General features: G+C 47.3%; 12 protein-coding genes. 2 read left to right on the forward strand and 10 right to left on the reverse strand.

The window, feature by feature from the left end; all coding sequences use genetic code 11:
- Positions 1–56: 56 nt before the first annotated feature.
- Genes ABQ275_RS15420 through ABQ275_RS15435 form a run of 4 tightly spaced genes read right to left on the reverse strand, consistent with a single transcriptional unit; the run spans position 57 to position 5,708 of the window.
- Complete coding sequence (locus ABQ275_RS15420) at positions 57–1,739, reverse strand: sodium:solute symporter family transporter (protein WP_349314040.1); 1,683 nt, start codon at positions 1,737–1,739, stop codon at positions 57–59.
- 49 nt (positions 1,740–1,788) lie between these two features.
- Positions 1,789–3,279, reverse strand: a complete 1,491-nt coding sequence (gene araA / locus ABQ275_RS15425; protein WP_349314041.1) for an L-arabinose isomerase — start codon at positions 3,277–3,279, stop codon at positions 1,789–1,791.
- Between the two features lie 53 nt (positions 3,280–3,332).
- Positions 3,333–4,034 (reverse strand): L-ribulose-5-phosphate 4-epimerase, encoded by a 702-nt coding sequence (locus tag ABQ275_RS15430; protein WP_349314042.1) that lies wholly within the window; start codon positions 4,032–4,034, stop codon positions 3,333–3,335.
- A 6-nt stretch (positions 4,035–4,040) separates the two neighbouring features.
- On the reverse strand, positions 4,041–5,708 hold the full coding sequence (locus ABQ275_RS15435) for a ribulokinase (protein ID WP_349314043.1): 1,668 nt from the start codon (positions 5,706–5,708) through the stop codon (positions 4,041–4,043).
- A 289-nt stretch (positions 5,709–5,997) separates the two neighbouring features.
- Here ABQ275_RS15435 and pepE point away from each other — a divergent pair, with 289 nt between their 5' ends.
- Entirely contained in the window at positions 5,998–6,705 is a 708-nt protein-coding gene (gene pepE / locus ABQ275_RS15440; protein WP_349314044.1) for a dipeptidase PepE, read from the forward strand.
- A gap of 54 nt (positions 6,706–6,759) precedes the next feature.
- Positions 6,760–7,347 (forward strand): TetR/AcrR family transcriptional regulator, encoded by a 588-nt coding sequence (locus tag ABQ275_RS15445; RefSeq protein ID WP_349314045.1) that lies wholly within the window; start codon positions 6,760–6,762, stop codon positions 7,345–7,347.
- Positions 7,348–7,491: 144 nt separating this feature from the next.
- On the opposite strand, the gene ABQ275_RS15450 is transcribed toward ABQ275_RS15445, so the two are convergent.
- The 6 genes from ABQ275_RS15450 to ABQ275_RS15475 all read right to left on the reverse strand — a co-directional run bounded on the left by ABQ275_RS15450 (position 7,492) and on the right by ABQ275_RS15475 (position 17,713).
- Positions 7,492–8,823, reverse strand: a complete 1,332-nt coding sequence (locus ABQ275_RS15450) for a DEAD/DEAH box helicase (RefSeq protein WP_349314046.1) — start codon at positions 8,821–8,823, stop codon at positions 7,492–7,494.
- A 183-nt stretch (positions 8,824–9,006) separates the two neighbouring features.
- Positions 9,007–10,146, reverse strand: a complete 1,140-nt coding sequence (locus ABQ275_RS15455; RefSeq protein WP_349314047.1) for a family 20 glycosylhydrolase — start codon at positions 10,144–10,146, stop codon at positions 9,007–9,009.
- A gap of 40 nt (positions 10,147–10,186) precedes the next feature.
- Positions 10,187–11,464, reverse strand: coding sequence for an IPT/TIG domain-containing protein (locus ABQ275_RS15460; protein WP_349314048.1), 1,278 nt, complete (start codon positions 11,462–11,464; stop codon positions 10,187–10,189).
- Between the two features lie 38 nt (positions 11,465–11,502).
- The gene (locus ABQ275_RS15465) at positions 11,503–13,155 is read right to left on the reverse strand and encodes a RagB/SusD family nutrient uptake outer membrane protein (protein WP_349314049.1); all 1,653 of its coding nucleotides are present in this window, start codon (positions 13,153–13,155) and stop codon (positions 11,503–11,505) included.
- A 22-nt stretch (positions 13,156–13,177) separates the two neighbouring features.
- Positions 13,178–16,438 carry a TonB-dependent receptor gene (locus tag ABQ275_RS15470; protein ID WP_349314050.1) on the reverse strand — a complete coding sequence of 1,087 codons (3,261 nt, stop codon included), beginning with the start codon at positions 16,436–16,438 and terminating at the stop codon, positions 13,178–13,180.
- Between the two features lie 258 nt (positions 16,439–16,696).
- Positions 16,697–17,713, reverse strand: coding sequence for a FecR domain-containing protein (locus tag ABQ275_RS15475; protein WP_349314051.1), 1,017 nt, complete (start codon positions 17,711–17,713; stop codon positions 16,697–16,699).
- Positions 17,714–17,752 lie beyond the last annotated feature (39 nt).

Below are 17,752 nucleotides of genomic sequence, written 5' to 3' on the forward strand. Positions count from 1 at the left end.
ATTGGTCAAATGTACAAATTTAAAACACGCCATTTATCATGGGTCAAACCTGCGATCTACCAAAAACGTATATACAAGGCCGATAGTAATAACAGGGTAATTACAATGAGTACCGTAGTAGCCGGCGAGATCTTAAACATAGCCTTATCCAGTATAAATGCTTTCGGATTCACCTTAGGACCCGTAAAGCTGATAGCGATCATCACGATCATAGTGAACATAAAGGACAGCCCCATACAGATGAGGAACGGAATTTCATATCCACCCTTCCCATTGGGATAGGCTGTATAGAAAAACGTTTCATGACCCAATACCTGTGGCGCAAACTGGTTGAAGAACACGCATAGTCCAAAACCGGTGATAATACCCGCTACGGCCGCCGCACCGGTAGTACGTTTCCAGAACATACCCAGGAGGAACATCGCAAATACACCTGGACTTATGAAACCGGTATATTTTTGAATAAACGTAAACCCGCCCTCACCGCCTATTCCCAGGAGATCGTTCCAGGTAAAAAGGATACCCAGCAACATGGCTACCACTACGGTGATGCGGCCTGTCCATACCTGGCTGGCTTCGGAGGCGCCCTTCCTGATATATTTACGGTATACATCCAGTGTAAAAATAGTCGCGATACTATTGGCCTTTCCCGCCAGCGAAGCCACGATGGCTGCCGTCAAAGCCGCTATAGACAACCCTTTCAGGCCCGATGGCAAAAAACCAAGAATGGCCGCGTAAGCGCCATCCTTGCTCGTGAGACCAGGCAAATGCCCGTTCTTGTGCAGTACATACGCCGCAATACCTGGCAGCATCACGATAAGCGGCATCATAATTTTCAGGAGGCCGGCAAAGAGGATGCCCTTGCGTGCCGTCTCCAGGTTGGCTCCCAGTGCACGTTGCGTGATGTATTGGTTACAACCCCAGTAGTTGAGGTTAACGATCCACTGTCCGGCTGCATACATCAGGATACCGGGAAGTACCAGGTATTTATTGATGTACTCCTGTGGAGAAGCGGCATCCGGCTTATCCAGGATCATATGAAAATGATCCGGCGCATCTTTCAGGAGGGCGTTGAAACCAGCGATGGCATCGCGTCCCAGCCCAAACTTCTCACTCACCAATGTGAGGGCCATATAAGTGGTGGCCAGGCCGCCAATGATCAGCACACTCACCTGGATCACATCCGTATAGCCAATCACCTTCATACCACCCAGGGTAATAATGACAGCGAAAACCGACAAGGCAATCATCACCACATGCAGGTAATCGCCGCCCAGCAAGCCGTTGATAGCGAGGGCGCCGAGATATAAAATAGAGGTAAGGTTTACAAACACATAAAGAAATAACCAGAAAACCGCCATGATCAATGCCACCGTTTCATTGTAGCGGGTTTTCAGGAATTGCGGCATGGTATAAATCTTATTCTTAAGATAGATAGGAATAAACCATACCGCGATAATAATAAGTGCGATGGCTGCAATCCACTCATAGGCTGCTACGGCTATACCCACAAAAAAACCATCTCCACTCATCCCGATAAATTGTTCCGCCGAAATATTTGAGGCGATCAGCGATGCGCCTATAGCCCACCAGGTGAGCGATCCTTCCGCCAGAAAAAAATCTTTGGTATCCGTTTTATCTTTCTTCTTTTTCTGATAGATCCAGAAGCCATAACCGGCTACTATTACAAAATAGATCACGAAGACGATGATATCTCCGATGGAAAGTGTTGTATGCATAACGGGGAAAGTTGGATGGTTATAAACGCGTATAGCCGTAATTGTTATCTCAGGATTGATAAAGTTTATAATACACTTCACTCCAGCGCAGCTCATTCCTGAACTGCCGCAGGTCTGTGTCTTTTCCTATCAGGGCCAGTTCTATGCCGGCGATATCTGCAAAGTCCTGCATATGCGCTGCGCTGAGGTTCTGACTGAAGCAGGTATGGTGTGCTCCTCCCGCCAGAATCCAGGCGGTGCAACCTTTCTTCATATCCGGGTAAGGTTTCCACAATACACGGGCCACGGGTAGTTTGGGTAGGTCCTGTGGCGGCGCTACTGCTTCCACTTCATTTACGATCAACCGGAAACGGTTGCCCATATCCACTACGGAGGCGTTGATAGCCGGGCCTGCGCCTACATTGAACACCAGCCGCACCGGATCGGATTTGCCACCAATCCCTAATGGATGCTTTTCACAGGAAGGTTTGCCTGCAGCAATGGACGAACATATTTCCAGCATATGCGCCCCCAGTACCATCGGGTTTTGCGGATCAAAATGATAAGTATAATCTTCCATGAAAGAGTTGCCACCCGGCAGGCCGCTGCCCATTACTTTCATGGCCCGTACCAGTGCGGCTGTTTTCCAATCGCCTTCGCCGGCAAAACCATAGCCCGCCTGCATCAGCCGCTGCACCGCAATTCCAGGCAACTGCGTCATTCCGTGCAGGTCTTCAAAGGTGTCAGAAAATCCTTTGAAGTTGCCGTCTTCCAGGAATGCTTTCAAACCCAGTTCTATCCTGGCCGCATCTTTCAGCGCAGGGTCCTGTAACAAGGAGGACGACATCGTATAGGCGTCGCCGTATTCTTTTACGAGTGTTGCTACTGCTGCATCGGAAATACCGTTGATCACCTGCACCAAATCACCGATACCGTAAGTATTTACAGAGAACCCGAACTTACTTTCTGCCTCCACTTTATCACCATCGGTAACCGCTACATACCGCATGTTATCACCAAAACGCACAAAACGTGCACCCTGCCAGTCGTGCCAGCCAGCTGCCGCCCTTGTCCACATGGCCACTTCAGCCAGTACTTCCGGATCCTGCCAGTGACCGGTAACTACCTTTCTGTTCAACCGCATGCGGCTCATCATAAATCCAAACTCCCGGTCGCCATGCGCGCTCTGGTTCAGGTTCATGAAGTCCATATCTATTTCGCTCCACGGAATATCCCGGTTGAACTGCGTGTGCAGGTGGCATACCGGTTTCTGTAATGCTTTCAGACCAGCGATCCACATTTTAGCGGGGGAAAAAGTATGCATCCAGGTAACGATGCCGATACAATTCGGGATGGCATTCGCTTCCATACATACCGCATAAATTTCTTCCGGTGTTTTAACAGTAGGCTTATATACAACGGTAACGGGCATACGTTCATGACTGTTGAAGAATGCTGCAATCGCTGTGCTGTGGGTAGCTACCTGTCGCAATGTTTCATCACCATATAAGTGCTGGCTTCCGGTAACAAACCAGATTTCTAATTTTTTCAGGTCCGACATAAAGGCAATATTTCGATTGTTGATTGTTGATTTGAATGGGGTTTTGAATTCGTTTATTCCTGACCGTAGTAGGAGTTGCCGCCGTGTTTACGTTCAAAGTGCTTCCTGATGAGAGCATCTTTAAGTCGTGGTACATTGTTGTTGAGCATTTCTGTGAGATAGGCCATTTGCGCCACCGATTCCAGTACAGCACTGTTGTACACTGCTTTGGCGGGTGTTGCAGCCCAGGTAAACGGGGCATGGTTTCCTACGAGGATCATCTCCAGTTCTTCATAGCTCAGGCCGCGTTCCTTCAGGGCATTCATGATTTGAAAACCGGTCTGGTATTCATAATCACCTGCTATCATCTCATCAGACATGGGTGGTGCGCAGAGAATGTCGGTGGTATTGTGATCTGCATGTGTGGTGCCATAAATGGGAATATCCCGCTGGCTTTGGGCCCATGCAGTGGCGTAAGTGGAATGAGTATGTACAATGCCTCCGATGTTGGGCCAGTGCTTATATAGTACGGCATGGGTGAGGGTATCTGAAGATGGGCGCAGGGAGCCGTCAACGGTTTTACCTTCAAAATCCACGATCACCATTTTTTCAGGAGATAGTTCCGTGTAAGGCACCCCGCTGGGTTTGATGGCAAATACACCGAGTTGCCTGTCTGCTGCGCTTACATTGCCAAAGGTGAAGAGCACCAGCCCCAGTGCGGGCAGTTGCATATTGGCTTCATAGGCCGCCTGCCGGATATCTTGATATTGCTGCATAACGAATTAATGAATGGTGATAGAAGCAGTGAAAGCACCGAGTGCCTTATATTCAGCATACCTTTTTTCGTATATAGATGTACGTTGTACATCAGGATACCAGGTTGTTTCAAATCCTTGTCCCATAGCCTCCATGGCATCTTCCACTTTCTCAAACAACCCTGCGGCCGTAGCGGCAAACATGGCCGCGCCGAGTGCGCAGGTTTGTTCGGAGCGATGGATGCGGATGGGCATATTCATCACGTCTGCCATCATCTGCATGATGAAGGGTGATTTTTTTGCCACACCGCCGATACCGATCAACCCTTTTACCGGTACGCCTTCGCGGTTAAAACGTTCTACGATGGCTTTGGCGCCGAAACAGGTAGATTCAGCGATAGTGCGGAAGAGGCGTGGCGCATCCGTTGCCAGGTTAAGACCCGTGATGGCGCCTTTGAGCGACTGGTCTGCATCGGGTGTACGCCTTCCGTTGAGCCAGTCCAGGGCCAGCTCTGTGTGTTCTTCCGGCGGGATCGCTGCTGCCTGCCGGCTAAGTTCCCGGATCATATTACCGGTCGCTTCTTTGGTCAGCCGGGCGGCCAGCTCTGCATCAATGAGTGCAGAGGCGGGCAACAGCTGTTCCAGTGGCCACGACAGGATCCTGCTGAACCAGGCATAGGCATCGCCAAAGGCCGACTGACCGGCTTCCATGCCCATCATACCGGGGATAACGGAACCGGGTACCTGTCCGCAGATGCCCTTTACCAGTGTATCCTTCATTTCTTCCATGGGCGCCACCAGCATATCGCAGGTAGAAGTACCCATTACTTTGCTGAGATGGTAAGGGGCTATTTGTCCGCCTACGGCGCCCATGTGCGCGTCGAAGGCGCCGATGCCAATCACCACGCTGACAGGGAGTCCCAGTCGTTCTGACCATTCCGGGCAAAGGTGGCCGGCGGCTTCGCTGGCAGTATAGGTTTGTGTAAATAATCGATTGGTGAACCCTTTTAGCAAAGGATCAATGGCGGTAAAGAAATGATCCGGTGGCAATCCACCAAATTCCGCCGCAAACAATGCTTTGTGACCGGCGCTGCAAATGCCGCGTTTCAGCTGACTGGCCTGCTTTCCACCGGAAAGCAGGAACGGGATCCAATCGCAATGTTCTACCCAGGAATGGACTGCTCCTCTAACGGATTCGTCTGCACGAAGAATATGCAGCAGTTTAGCCCAGAACCATTCGGAAGAATAGATACCACCTACGAAGCGCAGGTAGTTTTCTTTGAAAGTGGCCGCTGTAGCATTGATTGCTGCCGCTTCTTTCAGAGCCGTATGATCCTTCCACAGCACAAACATAGCGTTGGGATTGTCTTTGAAAGCAGGCAACAATGCCAGTGGCGTACCTGTTTCATCTACCGCTACAGGTGTAGATCCGGTGGTATCAACGGATATTGCTTTTATTTCTGCCGTCACTGCTGCACCGGCCTGTTGCAGACATTCCCTGATCGTTGCTTCCAATCCTTCTATATAATCCAGCGGATGTTGCCGGAAACGACTCTGCGCGGGGTTACAGAAAAGACCATCCTTCCAGCGGGGATAATAAAAAACAGCCGCCGCCACTTCTTTACCATTGCGAACATCCACGATGATGGAACGTACGGAGTCTGTACCAAAGTCCACCCCTATAACATAGCTCATATATTGTATGATTGACACTTATTTAAAAAGAATAACAGCGGCCTTTCAAATCTTCCCGGAGGGAAGCCTGAAATAAAAGCTTTCATATATCGTGGATAGCAAACCGTATTTCCCGGTGTGTAATCCAAAAGAACAAAATAATTGTCATAATTACAATTAAAATTTTTAAAATAAAACAAGGTATCCCCCGTAGGCTGTTTTTTTTAATATCCTGTCTGTATATTGTTCCCTTAAATTTTTCTGAGGAAGATGATTTACTTTTGATTTTCAGCAGATTAAAAAATTGCGCATGAAGCATATTGTACTGGCGAGTACGTCTACCCTATTCGGAGACGCTTACCTGGCCTACTTGCAGCCGGTAATAAAACCGTTATTCAGCGGAATCCATGAAATGATATTTGTGCCGTATGCACGGCCCGGCGGCATCTCTCACGACGATTATACGGAACGGGCGGCAGCCGCATTTGCGCCCTTAAATATCCGGGTGCGGGGGTTGCATACCTTTGCAAATCCGGCGGCGGCGATACAAACGGGGGCGGCGTTTTTCACCGGCGGCGGCAATACCTTCCTCCTGGTAAAGGAACTGAAAGAACAGGGACTGATGGATGTTTTAAAGGCGGCCGTTGAAATGGGCCGTCCTTACCTGGGTTGCAGCGCCGGCAGTAATATAGGCGGTGTGTCCATGCAAACCACCAATGATATGCCCATTGTATACCCGCCCGGTTTTCAGACTATGGGGCTGGTCCCGTTCAACCTGAACCCCCACTACCTCGATCCTATTCCCGATCTGCCTCATATGGGAGAAACCAGGGAAGCACGCATCAGGGAATACCATACACAGTACTCCACACCCGTTGTGGGCCTGCGGGAAGGCAGCTGGATCTATGTAAAAGATCAGGCAATAACCCTGGAGGGGTCTTTACCTGCCCGCATTTTTGAAGCCGGCAAAGCGGCTTACGAAATAGAAAGTGGTACCAGTCTCACCTACCTCCGCTAAAAAATCCCGCCCGGCTGATTAAACGAACAAGTATTCGTTTATCTTTATAAGATCATGCGTATAAGAGACGAAAATAAAGAAATCGCCATCCGCGAGAAAGCTATCGAGATGATCGTAAATGAAGGCTTTGACGGATTGAGCATGCATAAACTGGCCAAAGCAGCCAATATATCTGCTTCCACTATTTACATCTACTTTAAAAACAGGGAAGATCTGTTGAACCAGCTGTACATAGCGGTGGCAGACCTGTTTGTGAAAGAAACACTCCAAAATTTTGACCCGGAAATGGACTTTGAAGCGGGGTTATGGCTGCAATGGAATAACCGTTATCGTTACATCCTTCAATATCCCCTGCACTACCATTTTTCAGAGCAATTCCGCAACTCTCCCCTGATCCGGCAACAGGAAGCACGGGAAGACCCCTTCCGTACCGCCATGCACAAGTTTGTAAAACAAGCCGTACAAAGAAAGCAACTGGCAGACCTGCCCGCAGAAATATTCTGGTCGCTGGCCTACGGCCCCTTTTATATACTGGTTAAATTCCACCTGGATAACAGCGCGATGTCAGGCAAACCATTTTCGCTGAGTGAGCAGAAAATGAAACAAACATTTGAGCGGGTAATGAAAGCACTAAAACCGTGACCAGGATTGAAGGATTACAGGATTTGCCAGGATGGGTGCAGTAGATATATAAGAAGAGTAATTATTAAGATAAAATAATTGTTGATCTCCTTTTATATCTACTGCACCCATCCTGGCAAATCCTGTAATCTTTTAATCCTGGTTTTATTTTGCTACCTCTATCTTCACTTTCTTGTTCTTGATCCGGTGTTCCTTGATCATCTCTAAAGTATTACCTACTTTGGATTTCACCACGGCTACGAATGAGAAGAAGTCTTTTACCTCGATCAAGCCGATATCTTCTTTTTTCAGCATGCCCCTGTTGGTGAGGAAGCCGACAATATCTACCTTATTCACTTTATCTTTTTTACCCGCGGCGATGAACAGGGTTGTCCATTTGGGCTTATCGGGCAAAGTGGATGTTTCGGGGAGGTTAATGTCTTCCACTACTTCATCGACGATGTACGGCATCAGCTTCTCATCCGGCGACAGGATCACGATGGCGGTACCACTCGCTTCCATTCTGGCTGTACGGCCGTTGCGGTGTGTCCAGCTGTCTTCTGTATGTGGCAGGTGGAAGTGCACGATATAGCGGATATTGGGAATATCCAGGCCACGTGCGGCCAGATCGGTGGTTACCAGCACGTTCACGGTACCATTTCTGAACTTGCAGAGGGCGCTGTCGCGTTCCTGCTGTTCCATGGCGCCATGATAGAATTCGTTGATGATCCCTTTATCCGACAACAGCACACTGGTACGTTCCACTGCTTCGCGGTGATTGCAGAACACAATGGTAGAACGGTTACCCAGGTAACAGATGAGGCGGAACAGGGTATTTACTTTATCATTTTCGGGAGATAAAACCTGTTTGATAGTCAACCTGGCAGGCGGTGTACCTTCTTCAGGCAGAAAATCGAGCTTCTCCGGGTTGTCCAGTTTAAGGAAAGCAGGGATGTCCACAGATTCCGTAGCGGAAGTGAGGATGCGCTTTTTAACGTTAGGCACGGATTCCACGATGAATGACACCTCTTCCTGGAAGCCCAGTTCCAGTGTTTTATCAAATTCATCGAGTACCAGCGTTTCGATAGCGGCCACAGTAATATTACCACGGCGAATATGATCCCCTAAACGGCCGGGGGTACCTACAATCACAGCTGGTGGCTGAACGAGATTATTTTCTTCAGTTTCTCTCAGATGTCCGCCATAACAGGCAGTGATCTTATAGCCTGTTCCCATCAGCTTGAACACCTTTTCTATTTGCAGGGCCAGCTCGCGGGAAGGCACAACAATCAGGGCCTGGGTGCTTTTATTGGCAGGGTCCAGCTGTGACAATACCGGCAACATGAAGGCCAGCGTTTTGCCGGAACCGGTAGCAGACAACAGGATCACGTCCTGGTGTTGCTTGTTTGCTTCTACCGATGCCAGCTGCATTTCATTGAGTGAATCGATCTTGAGATTGGAAAGAATATTTCCTAATGAGTATTTTTCTTTATGCATTTGACGCGAAAATACGGAAATTAAATTTGGGCTATCCAACAGGGTTTGGACCGGATTAGATTTACGAATTTTGAGATTTTGGGATTTTGAGATTTGTAAATGCAGTGGAGATCAACCTTTACCTAAATAAAGACCATTACCTCCGCTGCATTTACAAATCTCAAAATCCCAAAATCTCAAAATCTAATTTAACTGTTCATTTCTCCTGATTTCTTTAAACAATGCTTTAAATGTATCTGCATTATCCTGTACCCCTTTACGCACACCTGGGCGGTTATAATAGGCATCAATAAACTCGCGGGTATTTACCCACATGGTTTCAAATACACCTGGCATGCGTTCAGATAAAGTAAGAGAGAAATCCGCGCGGGCAGCATTCTTACGGGCGGCATATACCTGCTCCAGTTGGGCCAGTGCTACTTCTTCCTTGGCACAGGCAGATGGTAGCACGTTAAACCCTTTGATAGCAAAATAGGCCGGTGTGGGCGGTGCATCTTCATACTTCCAGTCACAGATCATGATATCCTTCGGTATCAGGTCGATGGCTCTGGCGGTATTATTCATGCTGGCCTGCCATCCCAGCAGGTTAGTTTCCTTACCATCTATCAGCCGGTCGCTCCACATCCACATCCGGCACTTTTTCTCTTTCAGATGATTGTGTAATGCAGTTATATAGCCGGCCAATATTTCCGCCTTATCCCTGCCACCGCAACGTGGGCATTTATCATAGCCGAGAATCCATGCTTCGTCCAGTCCTACATGGAAAGCATCTGCACCACATACATCAATCAGTTCATCCATTAAAGGAAATATGATCTTAAACAGATCAGGATGTAAAGGACAGATACTTTTACTGTAGAAGTCAAACATCCCCCCATCTTTCCAGGGTACCGGCGGATTAAAATCCGGTGATTCATCCAGCTGTGGATATTTTTTCAACAGGGGTAACATCTCTGTTTGTTCGGATTGATGCGCCAGCAGGTTCATAGTAGGTATAAGCCGTATGCCCGCCTCCTTACAGGCTTTCGCAATCTGCTTCAGTTCCTTTTCTGAAATGGCATTATTATCTGCCAGCTCAGGGTCCGATTTAAATTTGTATACGTACTCAATCCTTAATGCCAGTGTATTCACTCCTTCCGCCACCAGTGCTTCTTTTATAAAACGGCATAACAATGGTACATCCTGCGATTTCGGTACACTCAGCAACAACCCCTTTACCGGCAGTACATTCCATTTGAAATCCTTATTATGTTGTGCCATCGTTGCGGTACTTACCAGCAACAGCAGCATGCATACAGCTGCCCGGCCTATTAAATATTTCATGAGAAAAATAAATTTTGTTTGATGTCCAGCGTTATTGTTCCTATTCCGATGTGATCATCCTGATACGGTTATTAACCCTATCCACTACGTATACGGTGTTGTTTTTGTCTACCGCTACACCGGTGGGTACGTTAAAAAGCCCTGCTGCTCCGGTGCCATCAGCAAAGCCGGCAGTGGTGCCACCAATATAGGTGCTTACATTCCAGGTATTGGCAGTGATAAAGCGGATACATTGATTACTGTTTGAAGAAGGCGCATCTTTACTGCCATTACCGGCAATAAACAGGTTGTTTTGCGCATCTATAGCAATTCCCCATGGATATTCAAACCGCGCCGCACTACCCACTCCATTCACCAGACCGGTGCCACTGGCATCCCCGGCAATAACAGCCGGCTCCCAGGTTCCTGCTGTAAATTTTTTGATAAGGGAACTGCCGGATTCTGTTACAAATAAATTTCCCTGGTCATCTACTGCCACATCTGCAGGATTATTGAGGCCGGAGATAATCTCCTGTGGGCTTCCTCCCGGCGGCACCTGGTAGATTTTACCGCTTGTTGAATTTACACAGTATAATGTACCGTTCCTTTTGTCCACCCCCAGTCCCCAGGCCTGTACCCAGTCAATCAGTGTGGTAGTACCATCCGGTGAAATTTTCCGGAGCGCCCATGAAAAAGGATCTGATACAAATACATTTCCATCTTTATCTACGGCAACATCTGTTGGCAACTGGAACCTTGCGGCATCTCCCTTTCCTTCCTGGTAGCCAAATTCTCCGTTGCCGGCCAAAGTGGTGACGGTTCCATCAGGTGTTATTTTTCTCACACTATAATTTTTGCTGTCTGCTACATACAGGTTTCCTTCATCATCTACATCCAACCCACATCTGTCTTCAAAATTAAACAACGCCTTTGTGCCTATACCATCGGCAAAACCCGCAGTACCATTACCTGCCAGGGTGGTTACCTTATAAGAGGCCTGGTATTGGAAATCTTTTGCGCCCTCCGCTGTTTTCCCGTTGATGGACACCATTACTTTACCGGTACCTGCTTTTACCGGTATCACTACCAGTATATGATCACTGATGATACCCGTGATCAGTGCCTTTACACCATTCACCGTTACCGTAACGCCCGTGGTATCGGTACTGAAATTACTGCCATAGATCAACACTTCCGTGCCGGCAGCACCGGCTTCCGGTGTAAATTTGTCAATAACAACCGGCGCATTATTATCATGCACAAAGCCTTTATCTTTTTTACAACCCATCGCTGCGAACAAGAGCAATGAAAGTTGCAGACTATATATGATAGTTTTCATTTGTTTTTATTTATGCCCATATGGGGTTTGTAATACTTTTACCAGCCAATATTCTGTGTAAACCCTTCATTCTGGCTGCTTACCTTATCCATCTCGCTTTGTGGTATTGGTAACCAGTAGTTTCTTTTCGGATCAAATGCCCGCTTTTCAATTACCGGATAGGTATAGGTAACATTTCCGGTACCAGATACTGTTACTCCATGTACCTCTTTGTTGTCCACTATTTCAGCTGTTTTCCAGCGACGTACATCCCAGAAACGGTAGCCTTCCAGCGCCAGTTCAATCCTCCTTTCATGACGGATCTTTGCGCGCAGGACTTCGGGTGATCCACCGCTGATATCAGGCATGGCAGCCCTTTTACGAATAGCATTCACTGCACTGATCACGCCGGCATCATCGCCGCCAGCTTCATTTTGTGCTTCTGCATAATTGAGATATAATTCTGCTGTTCTGATCAGTATCCATTTACGATCTGTTGCGCCACTGGAGGCAAACAGGTCAACAGAAGGTAACAGGAATTTGCGCGGCCAGTAGTTGGTAGATATTTGTCCGGATCGTGGTGCATCCGCACCATTGGGATCTAATACTTTTCCTTTCCAGCTGGCACCGGGATACAGGATGGTAGCATAAAAGCGCGGATCTCTTCCTTTATAGGGCTGATCAGTAATATACCCGGATGCAGGATCGGTAACAGGCAAACCTGTGCTTTGCATTTCATAATCATCTACCAGTTCCTGCAGTGGTGTTATGTTTCCGTAACCGTTGGCGCTGCGGGGATTCATTTCCCGGTCTATACCACCATCACCAAAAGCACCGGGGGCCGGGCGGCTCCAGATGACTTCCCGGTTAAAGTATTGCGTAAATATATCACCGTAATTATCATTCAACGTATATCCGTTGGCGATAGCAGTGTCTAATGCTGCCTTACAAGCCACAGCTGCCGTTTGCCACCGGCTTTTATCGTTGGCTGTATTAAAAAGCGGGCTGGCATTGTACAACAGCAGTCTTCCTTTCAATGCCATAGCAATCATTTTGGTAGCCCTGCCCCAGTTGGCCGGGCGGTCGCTGTAATTAACGGGCAACAGGGTTGACGCTTCGTCCAGATCGCTCAGGATACTGGCTACTACTTCCTCAATGGTGTTACGTTTAAAATAGATGCCCGCAGGATCATCGAAAGGATTTTTTTCTGTGAGCACCAATGGCACGCCACCCCAGGTACGCAGCAATTCAAAATAGTAATAGGCGCGCAATGTCAATACTTCCCCTTTCAACCGGGTGCGACGCGCCGGATAGTTAGGATCTTCCTTTATCATATCATAGTTGCCCAGGAATTTATTGCAGGAGCGGATCTTGCCATAATAATCTGTCCACAGGCTTTGCATAGGGAAGTTAGACGGGCTCATAGAACCCGTATTAAAATTACCCGCATCAGGGTAAGCTGCCGAGTTATCAGCTGCCTGGTTAGATTCATCTGTTGCACTGCTCAGCATCCACCCCGAACCGGGTTGGAACATGTTGGGCAAACTCTGGTAAATAACGTTGACAAATTTCTCTGCATTTTCAATTTTGCCAAATACTTCTTTATCTGTTATCAGATCACTGGGCTGCCTGTCCAGGTAGTTTTTTTTGCAGGCAGTTGCACACAAGATCAGTAATGCTGCCGTACCTGTCCTTAAAAAGAAAGTTCTCATTTTTATATTTTATGACAGATGATTAAAGATTGATAGTAATACCGACGTTATACACGCGCATAATAGGATAAGGCTGCCAACCCCAACGGCCACCGGTATTTGACTCAGGATCTATCCCCAGCTCTTTTACATTATCCCAGCTGATGAGGTTCATCGCATTTACATAAATACGGGCATTCTTTATCTTCAGCGGTTTAAGCAGGGATACCGGTAAACGATAACCTATTTCAGCATTCTTTAATTTTACGTAATCTGTTTTCCTGATCCAGTAACTGGAGCTGACAGCATTGTTACCCATATTACTTTCCGAGAGATGCAGTACCGGATACTTCGCATTCGCAGCATTTTCCGGTGTCCACCTGTCCTGCATAAACGGACGATAGCTCTCCCTGTAATTGGCGGTTAGCTGGGAAGAAAAGATCTGACGTCCGCCGCCGGCACCCTGAAACAATACACTTACATCTATTCCTTTATAGTCAAGCCCGAAGGTGGCGCCAAAATAACTGGTAGGTACATTCAACATCGGTAACCTGACCCTGTCTACTTCATCTATCAGCCCATCCCCGTTGATATCTTTATATTTGATATCTCCCGGTATCGTCGGCGAAAAAGTTTGCTTCGCACTCTTATTGATTTCATCCTGGCTCTGGAAAAGTCCCAATGACTCATATCCCAGGTAGTAGCCAATAGGATATCCAACAGCACTCTGATACTGGTAGGCCAGCTCAGGTTCATCCATTTCCAGTATTTTATTCTTTACATACTGATAGTTCATTTTTGTAAATACGCCTACTGCACCTACATTGGTATTCACGTTCAGTTCCAGTTCCACACCCCTGTTGCGGATGCTACCCAGGTTCCTGTTGAGCGACGCTGTTATACCCAGGTACGCAGGTATGGTGCCCGCAGCCGTAAGAATGTTGGTACGCAGTTCATTGAACACATCCAGGTTAAATTTTATCTTGTCTTTCAGGAAGCCGGTTTCAATCCCCAGGTTGGTTTTGGCAGCCTTCTCCCAGGTGATAGCGGTATTACCTACCCTGTTTTCGGAGTAACCACCAACGCTTGCGCCTACACTACCAAATACAAAACCATCACCTTTGGAGTAATCGGACAAATACAACCAACGGTTACCACCAATCTGATCATTTCCTACATAACCGTGAGAGAAACGTAGTTTCAGGAAGCTGAACAAGGCTTGTTTTTTCATAAAGTCCTCATTGCTGACCATCCATGCAGCAGACAATGCCGGGAAAAATCCATAACGTCTGCCCGGAGGAAAGTTTTCTGAACCATTAAAACCTGCATTAAATTCCAGGTAATATTTAGCGGCATAATTATAGGCTACGCGTCCTACATAACCTTCGTATACCCGTGGCAGATAGCCCGACTGGGAACGGTAGTTGCGGTTAAAGAGGAATAAGCCGCTCACGGCATGTTTACCAAAATCGCGGTCATACATTAATTTCACATCATAGTAATAATATCTTTCTCCGCTGTTGGAGCCTGAGTATTGTAAGCTGGTGGCTGCCCTGTGTTGTGTATAGGTACCTTCACCGCCCGGTACGGATTTGTAACGGTAAGAATCAAAATCCTGGTCTTCTGCAACATTGATAGCACCATAGTTTTCAAAAGTAAACAGTCCCTTTACTTTTAACCCCGGTGTAATAAAATCCAGTTTACGGGAAAGGGCCACACTACCGTTGGTACTGTGCCAATAGGCATCCAGGAAACCATTCTGTGTAAGTACACCGTACAGGTTATAAAAATCTTCCCGCATATTCCCGGAAGCGATGCTGCCATCAGGATTTTTTACAGGTGTAAGATGGTTATTCATCTGCGACAACAGTACCCAGAAAAATTCACCACCTGCCCTGTCCAGAGAAGGACTGGTACGGTCTTCCAGCCTGGAAGCCAGATCTACCTGCAGGTCTGTATTTTTATCTAAAGTAATATCCACATTGGAGCGGAAATTATAACGGTCATACTTATACTTTATTCCATACACATTGTCATTGGCATGATTATATACCGGCTCCTGCCGCAGGTAAGAACCGGATACAAAGTATCGCATGAATTTGGAACCGCCACTGATATTGATGTTCGCCGTTTTCTGCGGTGAATTTTTCCTGATGGACTCTTTATACCAATCGGTGTTGGGGTAATCATATGGTTTAAGTCCTGTTTTGTAATATTCCAGTTCCTGATCGGTAAATACAACCGGGAGACCGTCATTCCTGGCGGCTTCATTTTCCAGCAGTCCTGACTGGTAAGAATCCAGGAAACGTGGAAAATTGGTTGGCTGCTGCAAGGCATACTGCATATTTACCTGGATATTTGGCGGGCCATTTCTACCACGGCGAGTGGTTACCAGTACAATACCATTGGCGCCCTGGATCCCGTATAATGCAGCAGAAGAAGCATCTTTCAGAATGGTCACCGATTCAATTTCGTTGGCATCCAACTGCCCGAGATTAGCATTTCCACGGGGCAAGCCATCAATAACAATCAATGGATCGGAATACCCGGTGGTATTCAATCCCCGGATAAATAACTGCGAATAGTCATCACCCGGCCGGCCGGAATACTGCGCGGTGATAAGCCCTGGCAGCCTTCCTGCGAGCGCATTGGTCAGGTTACCTACAGGACTCTGTTTCAGCTCTTTCGTCTGAATACTGGATACAGCACCGGTAATACTCTGTTTCGTCTGCTTCTGTCCATATCCTAATACAACTACTTCATTCAAACCGGCATCAGACGGTTTCAGTTTGATAACAGGCAGCTGGCCGTTACCTTTCACGGGTACTTCCTGTGCTTCATATCCCAGATAGGAAATAATCAGCACCCCGTTTTCAGGTACCGTGATCTTAAAGTTGCCATCAACATCGGTGGTAGTTCCCCTGCTGGTACCTTTGAGTTGTATACTCACCCCCAGCAGTTCCAGGTCGTTCTCACCGGTTACCTTACCCGTAACGGGGATATCGGCGGACCTTTCGGAGATAGCCACCAGACCGTCATCCAGGATCTTATACTTAAAACCTTTATCCAGTACTTTGTCCAGGATTTCCGGCAGGGTAGCATCATGGAAATTAACATCTACCCTTTCCTCTTTCGGAAAGGTTTTGTCGTTATACAGGAACCTGTAGTCGCTTTTTGTTTCCACCCACGAAAGCAGCTTATGCAGGGCTATCTGCTTGCTGGTAAGCGTAAATTTGCTTTGTGAATAGACGTCAGCACGCACCTGTAAAATTGAAGCAGCAATAAGAATTAAACAGAGCTTCATACACATGAATGTTTTTCTCAGGAAATCGTTGGAAAGGGCTGTTTTTAAACACAGCTTTTTTTTCATACTTTTGGTATTGAACGTTAGACATTTGAAACAAAGGAAATCCCGCACGGACTACTTGTTTCGTTCCATGTTTGGCTTTAAAGGGGAGTGTTGCCGCACTTCCCTTTTTTTATTAGCGGAAAGTGTGGTTATACGGGTTCAGTGATAACCCTGGTAAACTTCTTCATAATTATTAGCTTTTGACTTGGTTGATTAATTGTGTATGTAAATAGTATCTCCTTTGATCGTGTATTTGAAATCGGCAGTTAACTGCATCACTTTCAGCACTTCTTCCACAGTTTCCCGTTTGAAAGTACCGGTGAAGATGTTATCATTCAGGGTGCTATCCTGCAAAACTATTTTTTTGCCATACCAGCGGCTCATGAGCTTTACCAGCTCCTGGAAGGATTTATCCTTAAATTCCAACCTGTTGTCCATCCATACGGTTTCGGCGGGCACCTGCGGTTTTACGGGTTGTACAATAGCCAGGAATTCGCCCCAATCGATGATCCGCCCCGCTGTAGCCGGATCAGTTGCAGTCTTGTCTTTTCTTTTGAGTGTGAGTTTTTCGCCGGGTGCCAGCAATAGATTTTTATCGGGCTGTTTGTTCATGCCCACTGCTACCTTACCTTCCAACAAAGTTGTTTCGATGGTTGCATCGCCCTGGTAAGCCTTCACATTGAAGCGGGTGCCCAGCACCTTTACGCTCATGTCGGCAGTATGTATAATGAAGGGGTGGGCATCTTTCTTCGCTACTTCAAAATAAGCTTCCCCTTTCAGATATACTTCCCGCTTGCGGGTAGCAATATCAGCAGGATAGGTCAGCTCGCTGCTCACATTCAGCCATACCCGGGTGCCGTCTTCCAGCAGGATCTTTTTCCTGACACCACTTGGGGTATCCAGCACCAACTGTTTGGCCGGACGGGCCAGCATCATCCACACACCGGCGCCTGTTAGCAGTATAACTATAGCAGCGGCGGCGCGCCACCAGCCTCTCTTTATGTTATGTACAACCGGCTCCCCTGGCGCTTCCTGCCACTCCCCTTCTTTTTTCAGTTTATCGGTAATATCGTTATATACCTGCATCAGGTCAGGCAACTGAGCCCCCTCGTCCGATGCTTTCGAAGATTTAAATCTATCATACCAGGATTCCATCGCTGCTCTTTCTTCCGCCGTACAATCGCCTTCCAGGTATTTTTCCAGTAACCGAATCAGTTGTTGGTCGCTCATTTTACTATTTGTCTGATACTAAGACACACCAATTTTCTT

The organism is Chitinophaga sp. MM2321, assembly GCF_964033635.1.
GTDB lineage: Bacteria > Bacteroidota > Bacteroidia > Chitinophagales > Chitinophagaceae > Chitinophaga.